The organism is Microbacterium sp. MYb62 (assembly GCF_002979475.1).
Taxonomy (GTDB): domain Bacteria; phylum Actinomycetota; class Actinomycetes; order Actinomycetales; family Microbacteriaceae; genus Microbacterium.
The window spans coordinates 179,661-204,573 of the sequence record NZ_PCOY01000001.1 but is presented as its reverse complement, the minus strand read 5'-3'; the positions used below and the strand labels follow the sequence as shown (position 1 = coordinate 204,573).

Annotated in this window: 19 protein-coding genes and 2 tRNA genes; 14 read left to right on the top strand and 7 right to left on the bottom strand. The window is 68.9% G+C overall.

The window, feature by feature from the left end; translation table 11 throughout:
* Window positions 1–87: 87 nt before the first annotated feature.
* The 11 genes from CQ042_RS01010 (at window position 88) to CQ042_RS00960 (ending at window position 13,272) form a co-directional block, all read left to right on the top strand.
* Window positions 88–864, top strand: a complete 777-nt coding sequence (locus tag CQ042_RS01010) for a fumarylacetoacetate hydrolase family protein (protein WP_105668372.1) — start codon at window positions 88–90, stop codon at window positions 862–864.
* On the top strand, window positions 861–2,120 hold the full coding sequence (locus CQ042_RS01005; RefSeq protein WP_105668371.1) for an MFS transporter: 1,260 nt from the start codon (window positions 861–863) through the stop codon (window positions 2,118–2,120). Before CQ042_RS01010 ends, CQ042_RS01005 begins: the two co-directional genes overlap by 4 nt.
* On the top strand, window positions 2,117–2,881 hold the full coding sequence (locus CQ042_RS01000) for a class I SAM-dependent methyltransferase (RefSeq protein WP_105668370.1): 765 nt from the start codon (window positions 2,117–2,119) through the stop codon (window positions 2,879–2,881). Before CQ042_RS01005 ends, CQ042_RS01000 begins: the two co-directional genes overlap by 4 nt.
* A gap of 53 nt (window positions 2,882–2,934) precedes the next feature.
* Window positions 2,935–4,440, top strand: coding sequence for a glutamate--tRNA ligase (gene gltX, locus CQ042_RS00995; protein ID WP_105668369.1), 1,506 nt, complete (start codon window positions 2,935–2,937; stop codon window positions 4,438–4,440).
* A gap of 99 nt (window positions 4,441–4,539) precedes the next feature.
* Window positions 4,540–4,611, top strand: a tRNA-Gln gene (locus tag CQ042_RS00990).
* 162 nt (window positions 4,612–4,773) lie between these two features.
* Complete coding sequence (locus tag CQ042_RS00985; protein ID WP_105668368.1) at window positions 4,774–6,237, top strand: DUF3375 domain-containing protein; 1,464 nt, start codon at window positions 4,774–4,776, stop codon at window positions 6,235–6,237.
* On the top strand, window positions 6,230–6,892 hold the full coding sequence (locus tag CQ042_RS00980) for a DUF4194 domain-containing protein (RefSeq protein WP_105668367.1): 663 nt from the start codon (window positions 6,230–6,232) through the stop codon (window positions 6,890–6,892). The genes CQ042_RS00985 and CQ042_RS00980 overlap by 8 nt, the downstream gene beginning before the upstream one ends.
* Window positions 6,889–10,248, top strand: coding sequence for an ATP-binding protein (locus CQ042_RS00975; protein ID WP_105668366.1), 3,360 nt, complete (start codon window positions 6,889–6,891; stop codon window positions 10,246–10,248). The genes CQ042_RS00980 and CQ042_RS00975 overlap by 4 nt, the downstream gene beginning before the upstream one ends.
* Entirely contained in the window at window positions 10,133–11,659 is a 1,527-nt protein-coding gene (locus CQ042_RS00970; protein WP_374954453.1) for an MFS transporter, read from the top strand. Before CQ042_RS00975 ends, CQ042_RS00970 begins: the two co-directional genes overlap by 116 nt.
* Window positions 11,660–11,668: 9 nt before the next feature.
* On the top strand, window positions 11,669–12,172 hold the full coding sequence (locus CQ042_RS00965) for a hypothetical protein (protein ID WP_105668365.1): 504 nt from the start codon (window positions 11,669–11,671) through the stop codon (window positions 12,170–12,172).
* A gap of 86 nt (window positions 12,173–12,258) precedes the next feature.
* Window positions 12,259–13,272, top strand: a complete 1,014-nt coding sequence (locus CQ042_RS00960) for a DNA topoisomerase IB (RefSeq protein WP_105668364.1) — start codon at window positions 12,259–12,261, stop codon at window positions 13,270–13,272.
* Here the strand turns inward: CQ042_RS00960 and CQ042_RS00955 are convergent.
* A complete protein-coding gene (locus tag CQ042_RS00955; RefSeq protein WP_105668363.1) occupies window positions 13,238–14,245 on the bottom strand; it encodes a hypothetical protein in 1,008 nt (335 codons plus the stop codon). The genes CQ042_RS00960 and CQ042_RS00955 overlap by 35 nt on opposite strands.
* Before the next feature lie 2 nt (window positions 14,246–14,247).
* Window positions 14,248–14,745, bottom strand: coding sequence for a hypothetical protein (locus tag CQ042_RS00950; protein WP_105668362.1), 498 nt, complete (start codon window positions 14,743–14,745; stop codon window positions 14,248–14,250).
* A gap of 140 nt (window positions 14,746–14,885) precedes the next feature.
* On the opposite strand from CQ042_RS00950, the gene CQ042_RS00945 reads away from it, so the two are divergent.
* Both CQ042_RS00945 and pepN read left to right on the top strand, forming a co-directional pair.
* Window positions 14,886–17,336, top strand: a complete 2,451-nt coding sequence (locus CQ042_RS00945; RefSeq protein ID WP_105668361.1) for a tetratricopeptide repeat protein — start codon at window positions 14,886–14,888, stop codon at window positions 17,334–17,336.
* A 49-nt stretch (window positions 17,337–17,385) separates the two neighbouring features.
* Window positions 17,386–19,872: an aminopeptidase N gene (gene pepN / locus CQ042_RS00940; RefSeq protein WP_105668360.1), complete on the top strand. Its 2,487-nt coding sequence runs from the start codon at window positions 17,386–17,388 to the stop codon at window positions 19,870–19,872.
* Here the strand turns inward: pepN and CQ042_RS00935 are convergent.
* Both CQ042_RS00935 and CQ042_RS00930 read right to left on the bottom strand, forming a co-directional pair.
* A complete protein-coding gene (locus CQ042_RS00935) occupies window positions 19,844–20,746 on the bottom strand; it encodes a phosphotransferase (protein ID WP_105668359.1) in 903 nt (300 codons plus the stop codon). The two genes, pepN and CQ042_RS00935, sit on opposite strands and share 29 nt — an antisense overlap.
* Before the next feature lie 2 nt (window positions 20,747–20,748).
* Window positions 20,749–21,387, bottom strand: a complete 639-nt coding sequence (locus tag CQ042_RS00930; RefSeq protein WP_105668358.1) for an MBL fold metallo-hydrolase — start codon at window positions 21,385–21,387, stop codon at window positions 20,749–20,751.
* A gap of 150 nt (window positions 21,388–21,537) precedes the next feature.
* Between CQ042_RS00930 and CQ042_RS00925 the strand changes: the two genes are divergently transcribed.
* Window positions 21,538–21,610 (top strand) — tRNA-Glu (locus CQ042_RS00925).
* Between the two features lie 54 nt (window positions 21,611–21,664).
* Here the strand turns inward: CQ042_RS00925 and CQ042_RS00920 are convergent.
* Genes CQ042_RS00920 through CQ042_RS00910 form a run of 3 tightly spaced genes read right to left on the bottom strand, consistent with a single transcriptional unit; the run spans window position 21,665 to window position 24,805 of the window.
* Window positions 21,665–22,978 carry an acyltransferase gene (locus CQ042_RS00920; RefSeq protein WP_105668357.1) on the bottom strand — a complete coding sequence of 438 codons (1,314 nt, stop codon included), beginning with the start codon at window positions 22,976–22,978 and terminating at the stop codon, window positions 21,665–21,667.
* A 37-nt stretch (window positions 22,979–23,015) separates the two neighbouring features.
* A complete protein-coding gene (locus CQ042_RS00915) occupies window positions 23,016–24,257 on the bottom strand; it encodes an MFS transporter (protein ID WP_105668356.1) in 1,242 nt (413 codons plus the stop codon).
* Window positions 24,257–24,805 (bottom strand): helix-turn-helix domain-containing protein, encoded by a 549-nt coding sequence (locus tag CQ042_RS00910; RefSeq protein ID WP_105668355.1) that lies wholly within the window; start codon window positions 24,803–24,805, stop codon window positions 24,257–24,259. The genes CQ042_RS00915 and CQ042_RS00910 overlap by 1 nt, the downstream gene beginning before the upstream one ends.
* Between the last annotated feature and the right edge of the window lie 108 nt (window positions 24,806–24,913).

The window sequence follows — 24,913 nt, the reverse complement described above, 5'->3', positions numbered from 1 at the left end:
CCCAACGTCCCGGACGTCCGGGACGGTGGGTGTCGGCGAGGACCGTGGGTCTCGGTTGTTCCCGGCGTGCTCGGTAGGCTGGATCCCATGAAGATCGCCCGGTTCAGCCACGACGAAGCCATCATGTACGGGATCATCGACGAGCGCGAGCTCGTGGTGCTCGCCGGAGATCCGATGTTCACCGGGTACGAGACCACCGGTGCGCGCGTGCCGCTGGCGGATGCCGCGCTGCTCGCGCCCGTGATCCCGCGGTCCAAGGTGGTCTGCGTCGGCAAGAACTACCACGATCACGCGGCCGAGATGGGGGGAGTGGCTCCGGAGGAGCCGCTGCTGTTCCTGAAGCCGAACACCGCGGTGATCGGGCCCGGTGACGCGATCGTGCGCCCGACCCTGTCCGAGCGCACCGAATACGAGGGCGAGCTCGTGGTGGTCATCGGCAAGATCGCGAAGAACGTGAAGGCCGAGAACGCCCTCGACTACGTGCTCGGCTACACGATCGGGAACGACGTGACCGCACGAGACCTGCAGCGCAAGGATGGCCAGTGGGCGCGAGCCAAGGGCTTCGACACTTTCTGCCCGCTCGGGCCCGTGATCGAGACCGACTTCGATCCGGCGACGGCGACCATCGAGACGCGGGTGAACGGCGAGGTGCGTCAGCACGCTCCGCTCACCGACATGATCCACTCCGTCCCCGCGATCATCGAGTACGCCTCTGCCGTCTTCACGCTGCTCCCGGGTGATGTCATCATGACGGGCACGCCGGCCGGCGTCGGCACGTTCGACGCAGGAGACGTCGTCGAGGTGGAGATCTCGGGATTGGGAATTCTGCGCAACATCGCGCGCGACGCCGTCCCTGCGCCATGACCGATGTCGCCCTGACGGCGGCGCAGCAGACGGCCGTTCAGCGGCGCACGGTGCTGGTGCTGTCGCTCGGGCAGGTGCTCGGCGGTATCGCCTTCGGTGCCACGGTCTCGCTCGGCGCGCTCCTGGCCGCGGACATCTCGGGGAGCGACGCGCTTTCCGGACTCGCGACGGCATCGGTCACCCTGGGAGCCGCGCTGTGCGCGATCCCGCTGGCGCGCCTGGCCGCGCGCGTCGGGCGCCGCCGTGCGCTGACGCTGGGGAACCTCTTCGCGCTCGTCGGCATCGCGGTCGTCATCCTCGCCGCTTCGCTGAGGATCTTCCCTCTGCTGCTCGCGGGCATCCTGATGATCGGCGCCGGCAACGCCGGCAACCTCCAGTCGCGATTCGCCGCAACCGATCTGGCTGCTCCTCGGCATCGTGGCCGAGATCTCTCGATCGTCGTCTGGTCGACGACCATCGGCGGAGTCGCCGGTCCGCTGCTGCTCGGGCCCGGCGAGATCGTCGGTGCGGCGATCGGGATGCCGCCGCAGACCGGTTCGTACCTGTTCTCGTTCGTCGCCCAGTGCGCGGCCCTCGTGCTCTACCTCGTCGCGCTCCGTCCGGATCCGCTCCTGGCGGCGCAGCGACTGGCGAAAGCGGCAGCTGCCGCGACCGGGCTGACGGTCGTCGACAGGCCGCGGGTGGCGCGCTATGCGATCTTCGCGGTCGCCGGGTCGCACGTCGTGATGGCCTCGGTGATGGCGATGACCCCGGTTCACCTCTCGCACATGGCGCATGGTGCGAACGGGATGGCGGCGACCCCGGCTGATGTGTCCGCCCTGGTCGGAATCACGATCGCCCTCCACGTCGGCGGCATGTACGCGCTGTCACCCGTGTTCGGCGTGCTCGCGGATCGATGGGGTCGCCTTCGGGTGGTCCTGCTGGGTCAGGTGCTGCTCGCAGGGGCTCTCGCGTTCGCCGTGTTCACGGGGACGGAGGCCTGGGGCGTGATGGTCGCCCTCATCCTGCTCGGACTGGGCTGGAGCGCGGCGACGGTGGCCGGTGCCGCCCTGCTCACCGAGGCCTCCGCACCGGAGCTGCGCACGCGCCGCCAGGGCCGCAGCGACTCGCTGATGAGCCTGTCCGCCGCGGCGGGCTCCGTGCTGGCCGGAGTGGTGCTCGCGAACTTCCAGTACGCGGGACTCGGTATCGCCGCCTTCGTGCTCGTCGTCGCGATCGTGGCGCTGTCGCCGCTGGCGCGCGCGGGGGCACGATGAAGGACTGGATCGGCGTCGGCGAGGCGTACTCCGCCTCCTACGCCGCGCTCTGCGCCGGCACCTTTCCCGCGATGCGGGACACGCTGGGGGAGCCGGGCGGCCGTCGCCTGCTCGATGTCGGTGCCGGAGACGGCAGGCTCGCCGCCGCCTGGTCCGCTGAGGGATGGACCGTCATGGCCTGCGAGCCCGAGGCGACCATGCGCGCGGCATCTCGGCGACGGCATCCGGTGATCGAGACGATCGACGCCGCCCTGCCGGAGCTGCCGTTCATCGACGGCGCTTTCGACGTCGTCGTGGCGAACTTCGTGCTGAACCACGTGGGAACTCCGCGCGCATCGGCTGCCGAACTGCGACGCGTGAGCCGGGGCGCCGTCGTGGCGACGACCTGGACTCTCTCGCCCTCCTGGCTGTGGGCCGAGATCACCGCGCATGCCGAGGTCGTGGCATTCGCGGGCGCGCGGCTTCCTGCAGACCAGGAGTTCGAGCGGACGGCGGACGGCTTCGGACGGATGCTGCGGGAGGCGGGTCTCGTGCAGGTCTCCGTCACCGAGCACGAGTGGACCTGGAACGCGGCACCCGACGCGCTCTGGCGATCCGTCGAGGGCGGCGTCGCCGGCGCCGGCGCCCTCTACGCCGCGCTCGGCCCGGAGGAGCGACGGCGCTTCCGTGCAGCATTCGAACGCGTCGTCGACGAGCGCAGCGTGGACGGTGTCCTGCCCCTGGAGCACCGCGCCGCGGTCGCCGTGAGCAGAAGCCACTGAGAGGTCTCGTTCCGCCACCGCCGCGGTGGGGGTCCCCGTAGAATCGAAGGGCTATGGCTACCCCTCACCCCCTCACCACGACTGTCAGTGGTGCCGACGTCCGCGTCCGCTTCTGCCCCTCGCCGACCGGACTGCCGCACGTCGGCATGGTCCGCACGGCTCTCTACAACTGGGCCTACGCCCGCCACAACGGCGGGAAGATGGTGTTCCGCATCGAGGACACCGATGCCGCCCGTGACAGCGAGGAGAGCTTCCGCCAGCTCATCGACGCGCTCACCTGGCTCAAGATCGACTGGGATGAGGGCGTCGAGGTCGGCGGACCCCACGCTCCCTACCGGCAATCGGAGCGTCATGACATCTACCGCGAGGTGATCGACAAGCTCATCGCGACGGGGGCCCTCTACGAGAGCTACTCCACGGCCGAGGAGATCGACGCGCGCAACGAGGCCGCCGGCCGCGCCAAGCAGCTCGGGTATGACAACTTCGACCGCGACCTCACCGACGAGCAGAAGGCGGCGTTCCGCGCCGAGGGCCGCCAGCCCGCCCTGCGTCTGCGCGTGCCGGACGAGGACGTCACCTACATCGACCTCATCCGCGGCGAGGTCACCTTCCCGGCGGGCTCGTTCCCCGATTTCGTGGTCGTGCGGCCGAACGGCGTGCCGCTGTACACGTTCGTGAACCCGGTCGACGACGCGCTCATGGGCATCACCCACGTGCTGCGCGGCGAGGACCTCATGCCGTCGACCGCGCGCCAGCTCTCGCTGTATGCGGCCCTGATCGATGCGGGTGTCACGACGTTCGTGCCGCGCTTCGCCCACATGCCGCTCGTGCTGGGAGAGACCGGCAACAAGAAGCTCTCCAAGCGCGACCCGCAGGCAGACCTGTTCCTGCACCGCGATCGCGGCTTCATCCCCGAGGGGCTGCTGAACTACCTCGCCCTCCTCGGATGGTCGATCGGTCCGGACCGCGACGTGTTCTCGCTCGAGGAGTTCACGGCCGCATTCGACATCGTGAACGTGAACCCGAATCCGGCGCGCTTCGACCAGAAGAAGGCCGAGTCGATCAACGGCGACCACATCCGGATGCTGGGGGAGAAGGACTTCGCCGAGCGGACGATCCCGTATCTCGCCGCTGCGGGTCTCTTCGACGAGCCCACCCACGAGCAGCTGGTGATGGCCTTCCGCGTCGCCCCTCTCGTGCAGGAGCGCGTACAGCTGCTCGGCGAGGTGCCCGGCATGGTGGGCTTCCTGTTCACAGACGAGGTCACCTACGCCGAAGATGCCCTCAAGGGCCTGCCGGCGAATGCGGCCGAGGTGCTCGACGCGTGCGTCGTGGCTCTCGAGCCGGTGATGGACTTCACTCCGGAGAAGATCCAGGAGGCGCTGGCCGCCGAACTGGTCGAGAAGCTCGAGCTCAAGCCGCGCATCGCCTACGGTCCGCCGCGCGTGGCCATCACGGGTCGTCGGATCTCGCCGCCGCTGTTCGAGTCGATGGAGCTGCTGGGCAAGGACGAGTCCCTGCGTCGTCTGCGCTCGCTCTCCGCATTCCTCGCGAGCTGAGCCGCGACGCGCCCGGGCGGCGGTACGGAGCGCCGGTTTTGGTGTTCGGTCGCCGCTCGGGTAGGCTTGATTCTCGGTGCGAGGCTCCGGTTTCGCCCTTGGGGTATGGTGTAATTGGCAACACGACGGTTTCTGGTTCCGTTATTCTTGGTTCGAGTCCAGGTACCCCAGCAAGATGAAAACCCCCGCTCAGGCGGGGGTTTCTTCGTTTCCGGGAGGAAAGCTCGTGAGAGGTCGACGTCGGCGGCCGTGCCATGGAGAAGACACGATCTCCGGCGCCACCAGCCCGCGCCCTGTCAACGGATGTCGAGGGCGCCGACTAATCTCGAGTGTGTGACAGGAACACGAGCTGAAGCGGCATACTCGCGCGCTGTCACCGCATTCAACACTCCGACCCTCGACCTGCTCCACGGCCGATTCGCGCCTTTCGTCGTCGCGTCGCTCTCGCTCCTGTTCACCGCGGACCGCGCATCCATCCCGATCGCGGATGCCCAGGCCGAACTGTCCGAGATCCTCGAAGAGCTGCGAGGCGCAGGGTATGACGACGACGATCGTCGCGTGCCGGCGGGAACCGGTCGTGACGTCGCCAGGAACTGGGTGCGTCTGGGCTGGCTGGTACAGCAGATCGACGATGACGTCGAGGTGTACCGGTTGTCCGCACACGCGGTGGAGGCACTGGAGATCGCGGGACGGACGGGCGGTGGCAGAACGCGTGTCTCCAACTCGCGGGTGCGCACCCTTCTCGAAGCCGTGGAGCATCTGGCGGACAGTGCCGAAGCCGACCCGGTCCGCCGACTTGCCCGTCTGCGTGAGGAACGTGCGGCTCTCGACGCGGAGATCGGCCGGATCGAGGAGTCCGGCACGGCCGATCCTCTCGATGATGAGGAACTCTTCGAGGAAGCGGAGAACGTGCTGCACCTGGCGCGCGAGCTGCCAGCCGACTTCACACGTGTCGCCGAGTCGCTGAAGCTCATGCAGCGTGACGTCGTCGCTCACCTGCGTCGCGACGAGCGACCGACGGGCGAGGTGCTGCGCGAATACCTCCAGCGCGCGCAGGACGTGATGAACTCCACAGCGGAGGGTCGCGCGTTCGCGGGGGCGCTTCGGCTGATCGGCGATCCCGACCGCATCGATGCGCTCACGGCGCAACTGCACGACCTCCTGAGGCAGCCGTTCGCGAGGATGCTCGACACCACCCAGCGGGCCGAGCTCGATGCGATCGGGCGACGGGTGGAGCTCGGTGTCGAAGAGGTTCTGGCTGCGCAGCGGCGGGCGTCGCACGTGATCACCGGGCAGGTCAAGACGCACGATCCGCTGCGGGACCGTCAGATAGACGACCTGCTGCGCGACGTCATCGCCGCGCTCCACGTCTGGGACGGATCGGGCGCGAGCGCCGCACCGGTGCGCAGCCTCCCGCTGTTGGACCTCGGCCACCTCCGACAGACGGTGAGCAGCATCCGCCCTCCCACCGTCCCCGCGCCTCTCGCAGATGCGGTCGACGTCGAGTTCGTCGACATCGACTCACGAGCGTGGGGTGGGCCGCGATACGCGGAACTCGAGGAGTACGTCGCGGGCCTCGGTCAGGAGTTCGACCTCGCGGAGGCCTTCGCCGATGCGGCGGCCGACACCCGCCGTCCCGTCGACCTCGTCGGACTGCTCGAGATCGCACACCGCAACGGGATGACGGAGAGCGATGCCGTGTCGGTGGTCGAAGCGCGGCGTCCCGACGGCTCCACACGACGTTTCGCGTTCGGCGCCGTCACGGCGCGCAACCCGAAGGAAGAAGCACATGCCTGAAGACAGCCTCGTGACGGAACCGGCGGTCGACGACCCGTTCATCGCCCCGATCCCGATGGAAGGCGACATCGAGGAGCACTTCGCCGGTGACCGCGGCACGCTCGATCCCGAGATTCGTCGTGTGCTCGTGCACATCCTCCAGCGCCGGTTCATCGCCGCGGAGCGCAACCGTCGGGAGTGGACGCTGCTGCTCGACCACCAGCAGGTGATCGAGTCGCGCCTGAACGACCTCTACCTCCGCCTGGTCGTCGACCACGGCCGGGGATTCGCCTACAAGCAGCAGCTGCGCTCCGACGAGATCGACATGCCGGTTCTCCTCAAGGACGCGCCCTACACGCGTGCCGAGACACTCGTGCTCGTGCATCTGCGCACGGTCTATCAACGCGAGTCCGCGGCGGGCGAGGCATCCGTCCGCATCGACATCGAAGACCTCGAGCAGACCGTGCTGAGCTACTTCACCGATGTCGACGGAGGCACGGCCAAGCAGCAGAAGGCGATTCGCAACGCGATGGATCGCCTGGATCGAGAAGGCATCGTCCAGGAGGAGACCAGCGGACGGTATCGGATCAGCGCACTGGTCGAGGTCGTCCTCAGCGCCGAGACGCTCAAGGAGTTGCGCGATTGGCTGCGGTCGCAGGAAGGAGGAGAGCGATGACCATGGTCGACACGCTCTTCGGCCTCATCCCCGCGGGTTCGCGCGGACAGCAATGGGTCGCGGAGGAGCTGCAGCTGATCAACTGGGGCGGCTACGACGGCGGACCCCACCGTGTGCGCTTCTCGCCCGACGCCACTCTGCTCTGCGGCGGATCCGGTTCCGGCAAGTCGACGCTGATGGATGCCTACATCGCGCTGATGATGCCCCACACCACTCCGTTCAACGGCGCCTCCAACGGCGGGGTGACCGGTCGCCCGCGTGGGGATGAGCAGCGGAACATCCTCTCCTACGGGCGGGGGAAGATCGACGAATCCCGCACGGAAGACGGCACGAAGCTCCGCGTGCTCCGCGGCGACGGCGAAGACACGTGGAGCGCGATCGCGACGACGTGGCTCGACCACGACGGCTCGCGGTTCACCGCGGTGCGCGCGTGGTACATCCCGGCGGATGCGCGCACCCTGGAGGACACGACCCGTGTGCGGGCGACCGTCAGCGGGGCGTTCGACCTGAGCCGTCTGGAGCAGGCGGCGGGTCAGCGGCTCGCGGATGCCTCCGTGCGCGCCGCGGGACTGGAGACGCTGGCGACGGATCGCGAGTTCTCCGCGCGGCTGCAGGCGGTGCTCGGAATCGGTGCCGCCGGCTCCGGTGCCAAGGCGATCAGCCTTCTCGCGAGGATCCAGGCAGGCCAGCAGATCACGACGGTCGACGACCTGTACAAGAAGCTCGTCCTGGAGGAGCCGGAGACGATGGCCACGGCGGATGCCGTCGTCGCGCATTTCGATGAGCTCGAGAGCACCCGGACGAGGATGCTCACCGCGAAACAGCAGGTGAGCGCGCTCGAGCCGATCCGGGGGATCAAGGAGCGCATCGCGGCGGCGGGCGAACGCGTGCGCGTGATCGATGAGGTCGGTGTGTTCGTCGATCCCGCCTCACTCGCCGCGCTCTGGAATGCGCAGCGGCGTCTGGATCTGCTGCGCGACGTCGAGATGGAGCTGGGGGAACGCTCCCGCGCGCTGAGCCTCGCCGTGCGCGAGAAGCGTGCGCTCGTCGACGCGGCCGATGTCGAGCGCGAAGGGCTCCTCGATGTGCTGCGGCAGTCCGGTGGCGACCGCCTCGAGACCGCGCAGCGCGAGCTCCGAGTGGCCGAGCGTCGTGTGGAGGACGTCGCTCGGGAACGGGCGAAGTTCGACGCGATCGTCCAGGAGCTCGGGGCGGAGGTCGAGAACGCCGCGCAGTTCGAGGCCTTCGTGTCCGGTGCTCGGGTTCCGTCTCCGAAGTCCGACATTCGCGACGCGCGCGCAGCCTTCGCCGATGCCGAGACCGCGCGGAGGACGATCGAGGCCGACATCCGGAGGTTGCGCGACGAACGCGAGCGGACGAGCCGTGTGCGCGGCAGCATCCCGGCGCATCTCGACGAATCGCGCGCCCTTCTCGCGAAGGCAGTCGGACTCGACCCGTCGGATCTTCCGTTCGTCGGCGAGCTCATCGAGCTGCGGACGGAGTTCGAGCCCTGGCGGGAGTCCTTCAACCTCGCGCTCGGCGGCTTCGCCAGGACGCTCCTGATCGATTCAGAGCAGCTGGCCTCGTTCCGCGCCGCCATCAACTCCGTGCGCACACCGGAGCGGCTCAACTACGAGGGTGTCCACATCGGGCTCTCCGAGGTTCGCAATGCCGACCCGAAGACACTCCCCGCTCGGCTCGACTATCTGACGACCCCTTTCACCGGGTGGCTTCAGCAGCGACTGCAGGACCGATTCGGATATGTCTGCGTCGATTCCCCGTCGCAGCTGGGCGCGCACCCGAAGGCGCTCACGATCAGCGGCCAGATGTCTCAGGGGAGCCGAGGCGCCCATGGTGGACAGGGCCGCGCCAACGTGCTGGGCTTCACGAACGACCGTCGGCTGCGCGAGATCGACGAGCAGCTGCAACAGCTGGCGTCTCGCTACGAGGAGTGCGCGTCCTCCGCGCAGGCCGCCGAGTCCGCGCTCGACCGCATCGAGGCGCGGTCGACCGCCTTCGCGAAGGTCGAAGACCTCACCTGGGAGCAGATCGATGTCGCCGCGGTGGAGGCGGAGAGAGAACGCTGGCTCGCCGTGGAAGCAGAGGTCACGACGGCCAGCCCCGAGATCGCTCAACTCAAGCGTCGAGCCGAAGACCTGAGGTCTCGTGCAGGACGGCTCCGCGACGAGGAGGCGCGACTGAGCAATGAGCTCGCCCAGACACAGGAGCGCTGGGGGCAGGTCACCGACGACGTCGACACGTGTCAGAGCGTGATCGATTCGGCGAAGGCCTCCGGAGTCGAGCTGGGGGATGGGCATGCGGCGTTCCTGGACGGCCGATTCCTGCACTCCGAGACGGGGGACACCCCGAGCGCATCTCAGCGGCTGGCCCACTTGGACACCGCCCTCCGCACCGCAGCGCAGCGTCTTCTCGAAGACCGGCGTGAGGCCGCCGAGGCGCACGAGCAGCAGCGCGAGAGCATGCGTCGACTCATGACGGGATTCCTCGAGCGGTGGGACAACCTCACGATCCTCCCGGATCCGGATGCCTCGGTCGGGGAGTTCGAGGGTATCCTCGAGGCGCTCCAGACCAATGGGCTCCATGAGCTGGAGGCCGAGTGGCGCGACAGCCTGGTCAAGCTCTCGGGGAATGACCTGACGAGCCTCGATTCGACGCTCAGCCGTTCTCTGCGCGAGATCAAGGACCGTATCGATCCCATCAACCGGATCATGGAGGAGCTGCCGTTCTACGACGACGACCACCGTCTGCAGATCACCCCGCGCGAGAATCAGTCGGAGGCGCGCAAGCGCTTCCGCCGAGAGCTGCGTGAAGTCCGGGGCCTGATCGAGGCCGCGTCGACGGATGCCGAACGGGAGACCGTCTACCGCAAGATGGGCCGCCTCATCGCGCGGATGCGACGGACGGCGCCCGACTTCGCCGAACTCATCGACGTGCGAAACCACGTGCGCGTGAGCGCGGAGCGGGTCACCGCCGCGACACGCGAGCACGTCGCGCTCTACGATCACATCGGGGAGAAATCCGGAGGCGAGTCGCAGGAGCTCGTCGCGTTCATCGTCGGCGCAGCCCTTCGCTATCAGCTCGGGGATGCGGGCGCGGCGCGGCCTCGCTATGCGCCGGTCTTCATGGACGAGGCGCTGATCAAGGCGGACGCACACTTCACCAAACGGGCGATCGGCGCGTGGAGGGGGCTCGGTTTCCAGCTCGTGATCGGCGCTCCCAATGACAAGTACAGCGCGATCGAGCCGCATGTCGACGTCGAGTACGACATCCTCAAGGACACGCGCGGCCGCTCCTGGGCGAAGCCGAAGGTGGGGCTGCCCGACTCCGCCGTGTGACACGCCGCCGCCCGGGCACCGAGAGGTCGAGGCCTCGCGCAACGGCCCGCGCGCCGATGTCCCCGGCATCCGGAAGAATGTCGAGGTGATCGGTATGAGGAGCTTCTGGAACGCCCTGCCAACGGAAGGGCGCTGGCTGCTGTCGACCGTCGCGATCCAGACGCTCGGGCGGGGGATGACCCTCCCGTTCACGATCATCTACTTCCATGAGGTGCGCGGATTCGATCTGGGCATCTCGGGCGCGCTGATGAGCCTGATCGCGATCACCGGCCTCATCGTGACGGGCCCGGGCGGCACCCTGATCGACCGCTTCGGCGCGCGTCGGGTGCTGGTCGTGGGGCTGCTGTCGATGATCGCCGGGTGCATCCTTCTGGCATACGCCACGCACCCGGTCGTGGCGGCGGTCGCCGTCATGCTCATCGGTGTGAACTTCGGGGTGTCCTGGCCCGGGTTCAACGCCCTCATCGCGACGGTGGTCGAAGGCGAGGTGCGGCAGCAGTACTTCGGCGTCAACTTCGCCCTCGTGAATCTGGGCATCGGCGTGGGCGGCGTGATCGGCGGGTTCTTCGTCGATGTGACCGACCCCGCCACCTTCACGACGATCTTCCTGATCGACGCTGCGAGCAGCCTCATCCCGCTGGCGCTGCTCCTCGGTCCGCTCCGACATGTCCGTACGCAGCACGAGGCGGAGGCCGACGCTCCTCCGACGGGGGGCTACCGGGAGATCCTGCGTCGCCCTGCGGTGCTGTGGCTGACGCTGCTCACGTTCTTCTCGGTCTTCATCGGCTACGGCCAGATGGAGGCGGGGTTCCCGGCATTCGCGCGTCAGGTGTCAGAGGTGTCGACCCAGGTCGTCGGCCTCTCGTTCGCCGTGAACACGGCGGTCATCGTGCTGCTGCAGTTCGCCGTGCTCAGGCTCATCTCCGGCAGGAGACGCACCAGGGTCATGCAGGTGATGGCGCTCATCTGGGCGCTCTCGTGGGTGTTGCTCGGTGCCACGGGGTTCCTGCCGGACTCGCTCGCCGCCGCGATCGGGGTGATCGCGTTCATGGGTGTCTTCGCGTTCGGCGAGACCATGCTGCAGCCCACCGTCCCCGCGATCTACAACGACCTCGCCTCGGATCGCACACGAGGCAGGTACAACGCGATCAACTCCGCGGCGTTTCAGGGCGGCGCGATCACGGGCCCGCTCGTGGCGGGTGTGATGCTTGGTGGCGGGCTCGACGGCTGGTTCATCGGGGTCATGATCGCCGGGAGTCTGACGGTCGGCGGACTGGCACTCGTGCTCGAGCGGACCGTCACGCCCGAGGTCAACGGCGTGACCGTCACCGGCATCGACGCCGGCAGGAGAGCGGTGGCCGCTCCGGGCATCCATCGAACGGACGATGACGGCGGCACACGCACGCAATAGGCTCCGAGCATGGCTCTGGAGTCTCTCTTCCTCCGACTCGACCGGATCGCGGGCGGGCGGCAGGCCGGCGTCGCGATCAGCGAGGCCGACCGTACCCACCCCAAGACCGTCCGCGCGTTCGTCTGGATCCTCTGGCTCCTGGTCGTCGAACTCGTGATCGGGGTCGGGGCCGTCATCGTCGCCCTCGTGCTGGCAGTCGACGGCGAGTCGGTCTCGTTCGCGGTATGGATGCGGACCCTGGTCGTGCTCGCCATGACCGCCACGTTGTTCTACTTCGCGTGGCGGGCGCGGCGCGGATGGCGATGGGCGTATCAGCGGTTGCGCCTCTTCGCGCAGATCTTTCCGGTCATCACCCTCGTGATGGCTGCCATCCCCGGTCTGTATCCGCTGTGGATGGTGTCCGAGCAGATCGTGTTCAGCCTGATCATGATCGGCATCGCCGACTTCCTGACGAGCGACCACATGCGCAGCACCTTCGCGGCGCCCCATTCCCGGAGCAGCGAGGGCGGATAGCACGGCGATACGCGCGACGCCACTCCCTATCGCAGATGCCCCCGACTCGGCATCCTCGATCGCAGAAGATCGAAGGAGGCAGCGAGATGGCGAGACTGATCCGTGTGGTCCCGGGGGAGGACCCGGGCTTCCGCCGTCGGCGATCAGGGGCGGGGTTCCGCTACGTCGATCCGAGGGGGGAGACGGCGCCCGAGGCGGATCGGGAGCGGATCCATGATCTGGTGATCCCGCCGGCCTGGAACGACGTGTGGATCGCCGCAGACCCGCTCGCGCACATCCAGGCGGTGGGCGTGGACGGGGCAGGCCGCAAACAGTATCTGTATCACCCGCTGTGGAGGGTCAGCCGCGACCGTCGCAAGTTCGTGCGCGCCCTCGACCTCGCTGCCGCACTTCCCGGAGCCAGGGCGCAGGTGACCCGAGCCCTCAAAGAGGAGGGGCAGGCGAAGGAACGGGCGCTCGCGATCGCCTTCCGGCTCCTCGACGACGCGGCGCTCCGCATCGGCTCGGAGCGATACCTGGTGCGACACGGCAGCCGTGGCCTGACCACGCTTCGGCGGCGCGACGTGCGTGTGAGCGGCAGCGAGGTGGCGTTGTCGTTCCCGGCCAAGAGCGGGCGCACGGCGTCGATCGACATCTCGGACGAGTCTCTCGCCGAGGCCCTGACCGACTTCGCCGCGGGGAAGTCCGGAGCGTTCCTCCTCGCCTACCGCCGAGGCCGTCGCCGGGTGCGCATCACCCCTGCGGAGGTCAACACGTATCTGCGGGAAGTGACGGGGGCGTCGTTCACGGCGAAAGACTTCCGCACCCTTCACGGCACGATCATCGCCGCCGATGCGCTGGCACGCATCGGCGAGCTCGACAGTCGCAGCCGGCGGAGTCAGGCCGAGCGCCTCGCGGTGCAGGCCGCGGCGACGGCGCTCGGCAACACCACGGCCGTCGCTCGAGGAAGCTACATCGACCCCCGCGTGTTCACGCAGTACGCGCGGGGTCGGACACTCGACCTGTCGGTCACCCCGGAGACGGCGATCCGTCGCCTGCTCGGCGGCCCGGAGATCTCGCGGAAGGTCACCCGGAGAGCTGGAGCCAGACGACGGCGATGACCATGGGGACGAGCGGTGTGGCCACGGCCGTGATCACCGGCCACCACCGGGCGCGGGTGTCGACCTTCCGCGCCCGAGCGGCGAGCGTGTCGCCGCTCCGCCGGTATGCCTCCGGATCCAGGGGCTCCGCTGCCTCGTCGCGATACAAGAGGGTCCGGCGTCCGAATCGGTCGTATAGAGCCGCGATGACGGTGAGGAACCCTTGGAGCGCAGCCTGGTCGGTGAGATCGGCGGCCGGGAGGTACACGTGCAGCGTGCTGTCGACGATCTCCAGATCGAGCTCGGCGCTCTCGTCGAGAAGGATCGCCATCAGGTCCGGAGTGAGCACGTAGAGGGCATCGGTCTCGTATCCGGCGGGCACCGATACCTCGAAGACATCGCTGAAGTCACCCTCCAACCGGAGCTGCGATCTTCCGGTCGGTCGACGCGGGAGCACACTCAGCGCACCGCCGCCCCGCCGCGATCGGAGGGTGATCCGCGGGGCCTCCGACGGCAGCGGGATCCGGACGGCGCGGACGGTGTGCATCGTCGCACCTTCGCGGTCGCCGACCACGAAGGTCCGTTCGACACTGTCGAACGGGAGGTCGGCGTGCAGGGCATCGAGATGGTCCTGCGCCGTGCGGCTCCCTCGGTCGATCTGTTCGTCGATCGATCCGCCCCAGACCCGATCGCCGATGTCGGCGCGGTATGTCCAGTCGAACGCCGTCGCGATCTCCGCGAGAGCAGCACGGCGCCGACGATGGCGTCGGATCGTGATCGTGGACGAGGCGACGAGCACCGCTCCCACGAGCATCGCGCCCAGCTGGCCGAGCAGGAGCGTCGCCCCCTGCAGGCCGAAGCCCACGGGCAGGACATAGAAGGCCACGGACGCGGCGATCGCGAGGGATGTCGCGGAGGCGGCGGCGAGGAGCGCGCCACCTCGCGCGCGCGGCTGCGCGTGCGAGGCGGGCGTGTCGTCGAAGGGTCCGCGCACCGTCAGGGCTTGTAGACGATCGCGATGTTCAGATGGCCGCCATCGTGGGCCCAGGCGAGCCAGCGCGGCTCGCCGGGGCCGGTGAGGCGCTGGATCGGGATGACGTACACGCCCTGGTCCACTCGGCTCAGAGCCCGGAACTCCGGCTTCTTCGAGATCCAGATGGAGCCGCCGCCGTCCCATGGCTCGAGGAAGGTGTACACGTAGCCGTGTTCGCGGAGGTTGATGCGGTCTGCGAGCGACTCGGCCTCTGTCCGCAGCTCGGCGACGACCTCGGCCGGGACGGTGCCGTCGAGCGTGAACGCGGCGACGTCGTACACGTTCCCCTCGCCGAAGTCGCGGGTGGCCAGGATCGTCAGCTCGGTGACACCCTTCTCGGAGGCGCGGGTCCACATCGCGTGCGAGAGCTTGGCACGCTTGTTCATCAGGAACCCGCCGAAGTTCACCTTCTGGAACGCGAAGTCGTCGAGCTTCGCGGCGATCTCTGTGCGTGTCGTCATGGGGATTCTCTCCTTGTCCGGGAGGACGGGCGGCCTCTCCGTCGAGCGAGCCTAGGCGTGACCGGTGCCGGGCATCCCGACTCCGAACGAGCCCGAACGACAGTGCTCCGACCGCTGATGGCCTGTCATAGGCTCGACTCATGCCCGCCCCGCGCACCCTCGACGAGCTCTGCATCGGGCTGGGCCGCATGCGCATGGCGGCCGGCGCCCCGTCCTACGCCGAGATCGCCCGTCGCATCGGGCGCCTGCGCGACGGCATCGAGCCCCCGAAAGTGACGGTCTACGACTGCTTCCGTCCGGGGCGGCGGCGCGTGGACGATCGTCTGGTCGGCGACATCGTCCGGGTCCTGGGTGGTGACGACACGGGGGCGGACGGCTGGCGCGAGGCTGCGCGCACTCTCAACGGCGAGAGGTCGGGAGTGCACATCGAGGTATCGCTCGCACCTCGCCCCACGTCGGGCGCGGAGATCGGCAGGGAGGCTCTGCTCGCCGCCGCGCCCGATGCGGACGTGCTCCTCCTCACCGGACTCCCCGGCGCGGGGAAGACGACCCTGGCTTCGGCGTTGGCGGGCTGCGAACCCGTGCTCACCGTGCATCTGCGCGAGTCGGAGCCCGACCGACCGCCCGCCGACCCGATCGACATCCTGAGGCGGATGCTCGGCAGCCTCGGCGTCCGCGCGCTTCCGTATGAGCTCCCGCGACTTCGTGAGCGCCTGCAGGGGGCCGCCCGTGACACCACGGTGATCATCGAGGATGCCGGCGACGCCGGGCGTCTCGCCGCCCTGCTCGTCCCCGGTGTCCGCTTCATCGTGACCGCGCGCGTGGACCCGGTGGGGTTGGAGGAGCGTCTGCCGTCGAAGGATCTGCGCGTCGCGCGTATCGTCGTCCCTCCGATGGGTGATGACGACGCGCAGCGTCTCCTCACGCACCTGCTGTCCGCGGAGGGGTCCGCACGGTTGTCCGGCACCGACGTCACCTTGCGCACGGATGCGCTGCGACGCATCGTCGCGGTCGGCGGTGGCCTCCCGCTCGATCTCGTCATGCTCGCGGGAATCGTCCGCGAGCACGAGGGGTGGTCGTTCCAGGACCTCGCCTCGCGGTTCGAACACGAACCCCGTGATGCGCGTATCCGTCCGGTGCTCGAGGCAGCCACCCGCTCGCTGTCCCGCGGAGAGGCAGACCTGCTCGCCGACGCCGCCCTGCTCGACCGCGAGGTGGACGCGCAGGTCCTCCTCGCAGCCGGCGGGGCGCACGCCGCATCGGATCTGCGACGTCTCGACGCGCGGCACCTGATCGAGCTTCGAGACGGACGCGTGCGGATGCACGCCACCGTGTACGCCTTCGCGGCCGAGCGGTCGAGATCGCTGCGACCCTCCTCGGCGCGGCGGGGCTTCGTCACGCGGTCGGCGGAGGCGGTTCTGACGATGATCGGTGCCGACCCCGACTACGCGGCACGCGAGGTCGCGACGGTGCTCGCGGTCGCCGCGGCGGCCAGGGAGCACGGGCTGGACGCGGAGGTCGAGCACCTCGCGCTCGCGGCGCATCCCGCACTCTCGCGGTGGTCGCTGTGGGCGGAATCACTGCGACTGCACGATCTGGCGGCCCGAGGCGAGGGGCTCGACCTCGTGCCGGAGATCGCCCTCGGTATCGCACACTGCGCAGAGAAGCTCGGACGATTGGACGAGGCCCTGATCACGTTGCATCGGGTCCGGCGCATCGCCACGGGCTCGTCGCTCGCGCGGACCTGGAACCAGATCGGCAACGTGCAGCGCTGGATGAGCCATCTCGACGAGGCGCTCGAGTCGTACCAGCGCGCGATCGGCCAGGCACGAGCTGCGGGGGACCGGATCGTCGAAGGGCGCGCCACCGGCAATCATGCCGACACCCTCCGCATCCTCGCCCGTTACCCGGAGGCGCTGGACGGCTACGCGGTCGCGCTCGCGATGGCACGTGCCGCCGGAGATGACCTCAACGTGGCCGTGGTGCGCGGCAATCGCCCGCTGCTCCTTCTCGCGATCGGGCATCTCGACGAGGCGGAGGCGGAGTTGCGCAGTCTGCTGGACGAATCGAGCGTCGACTCGCTGCCGTTCGTGCGGAGAACGCTCGCGCTCGTCGCGGAGGCGCGGGGCGACGACGTGCGCGCGCGTGACCTGTGTGCGACGGCGATGCAGACGCTCCAGATCGCGGGCGAGTTCGCGACATCGGCGGACCTCGTCCTGCTCGCTGCCCGGATCGACGGTCGCGCCGGCGACTTCACCGGGGCGGCGACATCCGCTGCGGGCGCTCTGCGCGAGGCGGAGCTGGCGGGATCTCCGCTCATCGCGACAGAGGCCGCGAACTCGCTGGCCGAGATCCTGGTGTCTGCCGTCGTCGCCGACTCGTCGCCCGTCGGGCTCGACGATGCGGAGCGGCATGCGCAGGAGGCGCGGAGCATCGCGGAGGCGACAGGAGATCGTGCGGAAGTGGCCAGAAGCGATGCGATCCTCTCGTCGATCGCCGCCGCACGGGGTGAAGCGGAGGCGTCCGCCGCGTTCGCTCGCGCCTCCGTGCAGCTCTACAGCGAGGTCGGACACCGCCTGGCAACGCCGTGAACACCGGGGTGGGGCAGTCCCTCCGACATCCGGATGACAGGATGGATGCATGGACACCGCCAATCTCACCCGCGAGGAGACCGCCGCGCGATCCGCGTCGATCACCGTGAACCGCATCCGCGTCGAGCTCGACCTGACCGGCGCGCCGGAGCGGGCCCGCACCGGCTTCCCGACCGTGACGACGCTCGAGTTCGACGCCACGACCGACACGACATGGCTCGACTTCATCGGCGAAGACGTGCATCGGGTCATGGTGAACGGCGTCGAGCAGGAAGTCGTCTACGACGGTGCGCGGATCTCGCTCTCCGGACTCGGGGGCTCCAACATCGTCCGTGTCGACGCCGTGGGGGCGTACAGCCGCTCCGGCGAGGGTCTGCACCGCTTCCATGACCCGGTCGATGACGAGACCTACCTGTACACGCAGTACGAGCCTGCGGACTCGCGGCGTGTGATGGCGTGCTTCGAGCAGCCCGACATGAAAGCGGCGTACACGTTCGTCGTCGATGCGCCGACGGGGTGGGAGGTGCTCTCCAACCAGTCGGCTGCGCACACCGATCTCGGTGTCGGCGTGCAGCGCGTGGAATTCGCCCCGACACTTCCGATCTCGAGCTACATCACCGCGGTCGCCGCGGGTCCCTACACGCGCGTGGACGGCGAGTGGCAGCGCGACGAGCAGAGCATCGCGCTCGGGGTCTTCGTGCGTCGGTCCCTCGAACCGCACCTGGAGGCCGACGAGATCCTCGAAGTGACGAGGCAGGGACTCGACTTCTTCACCGACGCGTTCGCGTACCCGTATCCCTGGGGCAAGTACGACCAGATCTTCGTGCCCGAGTACAACCTCGGCGCGATGGAGAATCCGGGTCTGGTGACCTTCACGGAGTCGTATCTCTCGCGCGGGGCGGCGACCGACGCGCAGCGTGCCGCGCGCGCCAACACGATCCTGCACGAGATGGCGCACATGTGGTTCGGCGACCTCGTCACGATGACGTGGTGGGACGATCTGTGGCTCAAGGAGTCGTTCGCGGACTACATGGGGGCGCACGCCTCCGCGGTGGCGACGCGTTTCCATGACGCCTGGGTCAAGTTCGCCGCGAGCCGCAAGGCTTGGGCCTACCAGCAGGACCAGCTGCCGACCACGCACCCGATCGTGGCGGACATCACCGACCTCGAAGCCGCGAAGCTGAACTTCGACGGGATCACCTACGCCAAGGGCGCGGCGGTGCTCAAGCAACTCGTCGCCTTCGTCGGGGATGAGGCGTTCTTCGAAGGCGCACGCCGCTACTTCGCCGCCAACGCGTTCGGCAACACGACGCTCGACGACTTCCTGGTGCAGCTGAGCGCGGTCTCCGGCCGCGACATGAGCGACTGGTCGTCGGCGTGGCTGCAGACCTCGGGTGTGTCGACGCTGTGGACGGAGACGGATGGTGAGGGTCGGCAGTTCCTGGTGCAGACGGATCCGCGTCCGCACCGCCTCCGCATCGGACTCTACGAGCGGCGTGACGGTCGCATCGTCCGGCGCGAGCAGCAGGAGCTGGACGTCATCGGCGAGCGGACCGAGGTGGAGCTGCCGGACGCCGATCTGCTGCTTCTGAACGACGACGATCTGACGTATGTGAAGGCGCGCCTCGATGAGCGTTCGCTCCGCACCGTCGAGGAGTCACTGTCGTCGATCGAGGACCCGCTGGCGCGCGCGCTCGTGTGGTCGTCGCTCTGGAACGCCACCAGGGACGGCGAGCTCGACGCGGCACGGTACCTCGCGATCGTGCGGGCGCATGCGCCGGCGGAGTCGAACATCGGACTGCTGGCGGGGGTCCTCGCGAACGCCGTCTACACGATCCGCCACTTCGTCGGCGATGCAGAGCGCGATGAGGAGCAGCAGAGGTGGACCGACGCGGTGTGGGCCGCTCTGCAGGGCGCCGAGGCCGGCAGTGATGCTCAGCTGTCGTGGGCGCGGGCGTTCGCGACGTCGTCGGGATTCGACGACCGTCATCACGCGCAGGTGCGTGCTCTGCTCGACGGCGATGTCCCCGATGGTCTCGTCGTCGACCCCGATCTGCGCTGGCAACTGCTGACTGCTCTCGTCACGATCGCACGCGCGGATGTCGCGGATGTCGATGCCGAGCAGGTGCGCGATGACACCGGCGACGGGCGCACGGCGGCGCGGCGGGCGCGGGCCTCGCGCCCGGACGCGGCCGTGCGTCGTGCGGCCTGGGACGCCGCGTGGAACGACCTGTCGCTCAGCAACGATCATCTCGACGCGGAGATCGGTGGATTCCGCGCCGGAGGGCGTCGAGATCTGACCGCCGGCTTCGACGATGAGTACTTCGACAGGATCAGGTCCGTGTGGGGCGAACGGAGCATCGAGATCGCGAAGCGGCTCGTTCTCGGGTTCTTCCCTTCGATGGATTCGCTCGGCCCCGTCGACACCTGGCTCGAAGAGAACGCCGATGCGCCCGCCGCCCTCCGGCGACTCGTCATCGAGCAACGCGATCACCTGCGCCGCGATCTCACGGTGCGGGGAGTTCTGCCTCGCTGACCAGCTCGGCGGCGGTGTCGAGACCGAGCGCGCGGAGGTCCTCGCGATCATCGCTCGCATGGCAGAGGATGACCGCGATCGCCGCCGCCCAGGCGCGGGCGCGGATCCAGGTGGCGTCGTCGTATCTTCCACCGGTGGTGCGACGGAACACGTGGCGGCCCTCGATATCGAAGGCGAGCCAGCCGGCGGCGAGGTCGTAGGCCGGGTCGCCGGCCGTCACGTCGCCGAAGTCGATCAGCGCCGACAGACGGTCCCCGGCCACCAGGATGTTCCCGGGGTGCAGGTCGCCGTGGATCCACACGTTCTCCGTCGACGGCTCGACGTCGAGCCCGGACCGCCACATCGTCCCGAGGGGGTCGGCGATCCGGCTCGGAAGGTCTGCGAGCCGGAGGCGGATGCTGTCGTCCCGCATCGCCAGGGGTACGCCGCGAGCGGGGTTGGACGGCGCGTCGTCGGGAGCGGTTCGATGCAGGGCGAGGAGCGCCGAGGCGAGCTGCGCGGCCCACCCGGAGTTGTCACGTCGAGGAAGACCGAGTGCCTGGCGACCCGGGAGCCACGGCACGATCGACCAGGGCCACGGGAAGTCGGCCGTGGGAGACCCTGCGACGACAGGCAGCGGCGTGCGGACGCCCTCGGCGGCCAGTGCCGCAGCCAGCCGAGGCAGTGCGCTCTGTTCGTTCCTGATGAGCGGGGCGGCGATGCTCCGGCGGGGGACACGCACGGCGAGGTCGGCGCCGAGGCGCCAGGTGACGTTGTCCCATCCTTCGGCGAAGCGGCTGAGCGCGAGCGTCGCCAGTTCCGGCGCGGCAGTGCCGACGAGTTCGCGCACGCCTCGTTCGTCGAGAACGTGCTCCGCGGCGGGAGAATCCGCCATCGTCAGAGGTCGAGGGTTTCGCCGGGCTCCAGCACGAAGAACTCCCCGCCGCCCTGTTCGGTCGCCCATTGCAGGCGCTGCCGGTGCATGTTCTTGCCGATGACCGACAGGGTCATGTCGTGGGTGCCGAAGGCACGACGCGGTGCGACGGCGAGCACGTAGTCCATCGCCTCGCCGATCTTCAGCCAGGGGGCTCCCAGCGGTGCGGCGAGCGTGCCGACTTTCACGCCCTCGGGAACCGCATAGGAATCGCCGGGGTAGTAGAGCTCGTCGTTCACGAGCACGCCGACGTTCTCGACGGTCGGCAGTGAGGAGTGGATGACTTCGTGGGTCCCCCCGAAGAATCGCAGCGTGAATCCGCCGACCTCGACGGTCTCGCCGGGGGAGACCACGGTGATGTCGTACCCCTCGGCGGCGCGCGCCACTCCGGACGGCGCGAAGATCGGCGTGCCCGGTGCCGCACGAAGCAGGCGATCGAGGTGATCGGTGGTCCAGTGGTCCGGGTGCTCGTGAGTGATGACGATGCCGACCAGGGCGGGGAGATCGTTCACAGGCGCCGTGAAGGAGCCCGGATCGATCAAAAGGGTCTGCTCGTTCGCATCGAGGCGGAGGGCGGCATGTTCGAACTTGGTGACGCGCATGAGGAGAGTCAACTCCTTCGGATCGCCCACGGCAAACGGATTCTTCGCGCCACGCCCGGGATTCGAGGGGAGGCGGCGTCGATTTGGCGCAGCGAGAATCGCCATGGCATACTTGAACGGTTGTCGCGCGACGGAAACGTTTCGCCAGACGGCCCCATCGTATAGCGGCCTAGTACGCTGCCCTCTCACGGCGGTAACGCGGGTTCGAATCCCGCTGGGGTCACACAACAGAGAAAGCCTCCGGTTCGCCGGGGGCTTTCTCGCTTTTCGGGCCGGTTCACGCCGCAGTCGAGCGGGTGAGCCAGAGCGCCGCGGCGGTGCCGGCGGCCGCGAGCACGGCCAGGGGGAAGTCGAGCCCGTACGTCGTGATCGCGATGATCGGCACGACGAACAGCAGCACCGCCCCTGCCGTGGCCGCGCGTGACGGGCGCCGGGGGAGTCCGAGAGGCGGAACCCTCTCGAAGCGGCCGAGCCACAGCGAGAGCAGCAGCACCGTCGCCAGCACCACGAGGAAGAACACTGGCCGCGTCCACCACCACACAGCGCTCCCCGGTGCGGGCAACGGGAGTGGCAGGAGCAGCTCGATGCCGATGAGCACCATGATCACCGGCAGGTGCCAGAGATAGATCGTCATGAGTCGCGACCCGATGACGAACACCGCGCCCTGGGCGGGGCGAGTGCGCATGAGCGCGGTCAGCGGGCTGTGCAAAAGGGTCAGCGCGGCCGCCTGGATGACCGCGAGCACCGCCATCGTCGCCGTCGGAGGCCACTGGTTGCCGAGCATGCTCTGCGTGTATCCGCCGAGAGACACGAGACCCCACAGCACCGCGTATCCGCCGGCGATCATCGACAGGAGCTGCCACCACGCACGGCGTGCGAACCAGCCGTCGTAGAGGACGAATCCCACCTGCTGAGCGAACAGCCACACGAACAGGATGTTGGGAATGCCGAAGAGCTCCTGTCCGAGGCCGTATCCGCCGGGAACGACCGGCTCGATCCCGAGGACCCCGCCGATGAAGAGGAAGCGAAACGCATCGACCGCCAGGGCGGCGGCGAACAGCACGAGCAGCACCCAGGCGCCGTACCGCTCGTGCAGCCGCATCATCGTCGGGGCCAGTGCCTGCGCGATCATGTAGGCGGCGAGGAACCACAGGGGGGATCCGATGCCGATCGCCACGGTGTCGACGAGAGCAGGGTCGACACCGAGGAGGCGCGTCGCGCCGAGGGCGATCGTGAAGAACAGGAAGAGGGGGAGCGCGGGACGGGCGAGACGGGCCAGTCGGATGCGCACGAAGGCGTCGGCCTTCTCTCCTCGGGCCAGGGCTGAGCGCCATCCGGCTCTCGCCGCGTAGCCGCCGACGACGAAGAACAGCGGCATGATGTTCGCGATCCAAGAGGCGGCCGCGAACCACGGCTGAGCCTCGACGGTCTTCTCGATCACCAGCGATCCGTCGGCCTCTCGCCCCACGCCGGTGAACAGGACGTGCACGAAGACCACGAGCAGCACGCACGCGACGCGCACCAGGTCGAGAGTGAGATCGCGGCCTGCCGGCACGGTGCGAGGCGTGGGATCGGCGGTGGCGGTGCTCATGGCACACGACCCTACCTTCCTCGTGCGCGCACCCCGATCAGGACTCGGCGCGCAATGACATCGTTCGGAAGGTCCGGTTGCTCAACGGCAGGATCATGAGCGCCATCATCGCCCCGCCGAAGAGTGTGAACGGCACCCAGAGGGTCGTGGCCGATGCGAGCGCGCCGAACCCCGCCATCGCGAGCGGCATCAGGCAGTCATCGCCCAGACGCGTGAGCGACCCCATCCGCCCGAGGTAGGCGGTGTCGACAGTGGCCGAGAACGTCGCGCTCAGCAGCACCGACGCGTAGCCGGCGGTGGCGCCGATCACGAAGGCCGCCGCGGCGACCGTCCACGCCGGCCCGAACCCCAGCGCCACGATCCCCGCACCCTGGAGGACGAGTGCCCAGAACCCGCCTCGCGCTTCGTGCCGTGGTCGCCACTTCGCGACGGAGATCGCACCGATGGCCGCTCCGAGACCGAGGAGGGCCTCGAACAGGCCGACGGCCTGCGCACCCCACCCTTCGGCGTGCGCGCGCAGGGCGAGCCCGATGCCGACGGCGGGCCCGACGGCGAGGTTCAGTCCCGACAGCGCGATCACGAGGGTCCGCGTGGTCGGATTCGCGGAGAGGTGGGCGAACCCTCGCGCGATGCCGCGCAGGGCGGATTCCTTGTCGGCGCGGGCGAGCCGGAAGCGCGGACGCAGCCAGATCGCGATGAAGGCCACGACCAGGGTGAACGTCAGCGCATTGACCGAGGCGCTGCCGACCAGACCGGTATGAGCGACGATGACGCCGCCGATCGCCGCCCCACCCATCGTCCCGAGGCGCGACGCCGTCTGTGCGGCCGCGCCGTACGACCGCAGATCGGAGGCTCGCACCAGTTGACGTGCGATCGTCCCTGCTGAGGGCTCGTAGAACGCGTCGCACACCCCGAACGCGATCGCGGCGAAGAGGAGCATGGCGACGGAGGGCGGCGTCGTCAGCACCCAAATCGCGACGGCGACGAGGACGCCGACCCGCAGCACGTTGAACACGATCATGACCCGCCGCGCATCTGCGCGATCGGCGATGACACCGCCGAAGAGCAGGATCGCGGCCCGGGGGACGGTGCCGGCCGCGACGATCAGTCCGGCGACGGCCGGGGAGGCGATCTGCACCGCTGTCCAGGCGAGTGCGATCGTCCACAGCGCGTCACCGGCATCGGAGAGCGCCTTGATGCCGATCCAGGCATGCACGAGGCGATCTCGACGGAAGCCCGGCGGCGCGACGAGTTCGACGGGGTCGCCGACGGCGGTCATCACGGCTCCGTGGGGAAGACATGGGCGAACACGAAGACGGGAACACGGTCCTGACCGTCCTCGAGATCGATGCCGTCCTGCCACCCGCGGATCGTTCCGAGGATCCGTGCGGAGAGATCCCGCAGCTCGTCGGGAGAAGCCCAGGCGGTCGTCTCGGTGTTGGACCCGTCGTACCCGGCATAGGCGGGATCATGTCGGCGGCGATGCCATCGTTGGAGCCGGTCGATCTGCATCCGGATGCCCTGGCGCTGGGCCTCCCGCGCGAGCAGCGCGTCGGCTGGGGAATCGGCGTAGTCGTCGGTCGACCAGGTCAGTCCGCGGCGCGCGACCGCCCACCAGCTGGTGCGCTTGTCTCCGGCGGGGTCGGGTGCGCGTTCCACGACACCGGCCCGTTCGAGCATCCGCAGGTGGTGGCTGATGCTGCCGACCTGACTGTCGAGGGCGCGTGCGATGGCCGTGACCTGCGAGGCGCCGTACAGCAGCAGGTAGTCGTAGATCCGGCGACGCAGGGGGTGATGCACGGCGGTGATCACAGAGATGTCTTCCACGGGAATCGACGCTAATCGCCGCGGAGAAGATGGACAAGACTTCTTGTATACCCCGGAAAATCAACGAAACGACCCGCTCCTGAGTGCTCAGGAGCGGGCCGTCGGGTG

Coding starts and splice junctions, on each gene's coding strand:
- CQ042_RS00975 (WP_105668366.1), top strand. CDS start 6,889: ATGACCATGGTCGACACGCTCTTCGGCCTCATCCCCGCGGGTTCGCGC.
- CQ042_RS00980 (WP_105668367.1), top strand. CDS start 6,230: ATGCCTGAAGACAGCCTCGTGACGGAACCGGCGGTCGACGACCCGTTC.
- pepN (WP_105668360.1), top strand. CDS start 17,386: ATGGACACCGCCAATCTCACCCGCGAGGAGACCGCCGCGCGATCCGCG.
- CQ042_RS00965 (WP_105668365.1), top strand. CDS start 11,669: ATGGCTCTGGAGTCTCTCTTCCTCCGACTCGACCGGATCGCGGGCGGG.
- CQ042_RS00960 (WP_105668364.1), top strand. CDS start 12,259: ATGGCGAGACTGATCCGTGTGGTCCCGGGGGAGGACCCGGGCTTCCGC.
- CQ042_RS00945 (WP_105668361.1), top strand. CDS start 14,886: ATGCCCGCCCCGCGCACCCTCGACGAGCTCTGCATCGGGCTGGGCCGC.
- CQ042_RS00915 (WP_105668356.1), bottom strand. CDS start 24,257: ATGACCGCCGTCGGCGACCCCGTCGAACTCGTCGCGCCGCCGGGCTTC.
- CQ042_RS01000 (WP_105668370.1), top strand. CDS start 2,117: ATGAAGGACTGGATCGGCGTCGGCGAGGCGTACTCCGCCTCCTACGCC.
- CQ042_RS01005 (WP_105668371.1), top strand. CDS start 861: ATGACCGATGTCGCCCTGACGGCGGCGCAGCAGACGGCCGTTCAGCGG.
- CQ042_RS00920 (WP_105668357.1), bottom strand. CDS start 22,978: ATGAGCACCGCCACCGCCGATCCCACGCCTCGCACCGTGCCGGCAGGC.
- CQ042_RS01010 (WP_105668372.1), top strand. CDS start 88: ATGAAGATCGCCCGGTTCAGCCACGACGAAGCCATCATGTACGGGATC.
- CQ042_RS00970 (WP_374954453.1), top strand. CDS start 10,133: ATGACAAGTACAGCGCGATCGAGCCGCATGTCGACGTCGAGTACGACA.
- CQ042_RS00935 (WP_105668359.1), bottom strand. CDS start 20,746: ATGGCGGATTCTCCCGCCGCGGAGCACGTTCTCGACGAACGAGGCGTG.
- CQ042_RS00930 (WP_105668358.1), bottom strand. CDS start 21,387: ATGCGCGTCACCAAGTTCGAACATGCCGCCCTCCGCCTCGATGCGAAC.
- gltX (WP_105668369.1), top strand. CDS start 2,935: ATGGCTACCCCTCACCCCCTCACCACGACTGTCAGTGGTGCCGACGTC.
- CQ042_RS00950 (WP_105668362.1), bottom strand. CDS start 14,745: ATGACGACACGCACAGAGATCGCCGCGAAGCTCGACGACTTCGCGTTC.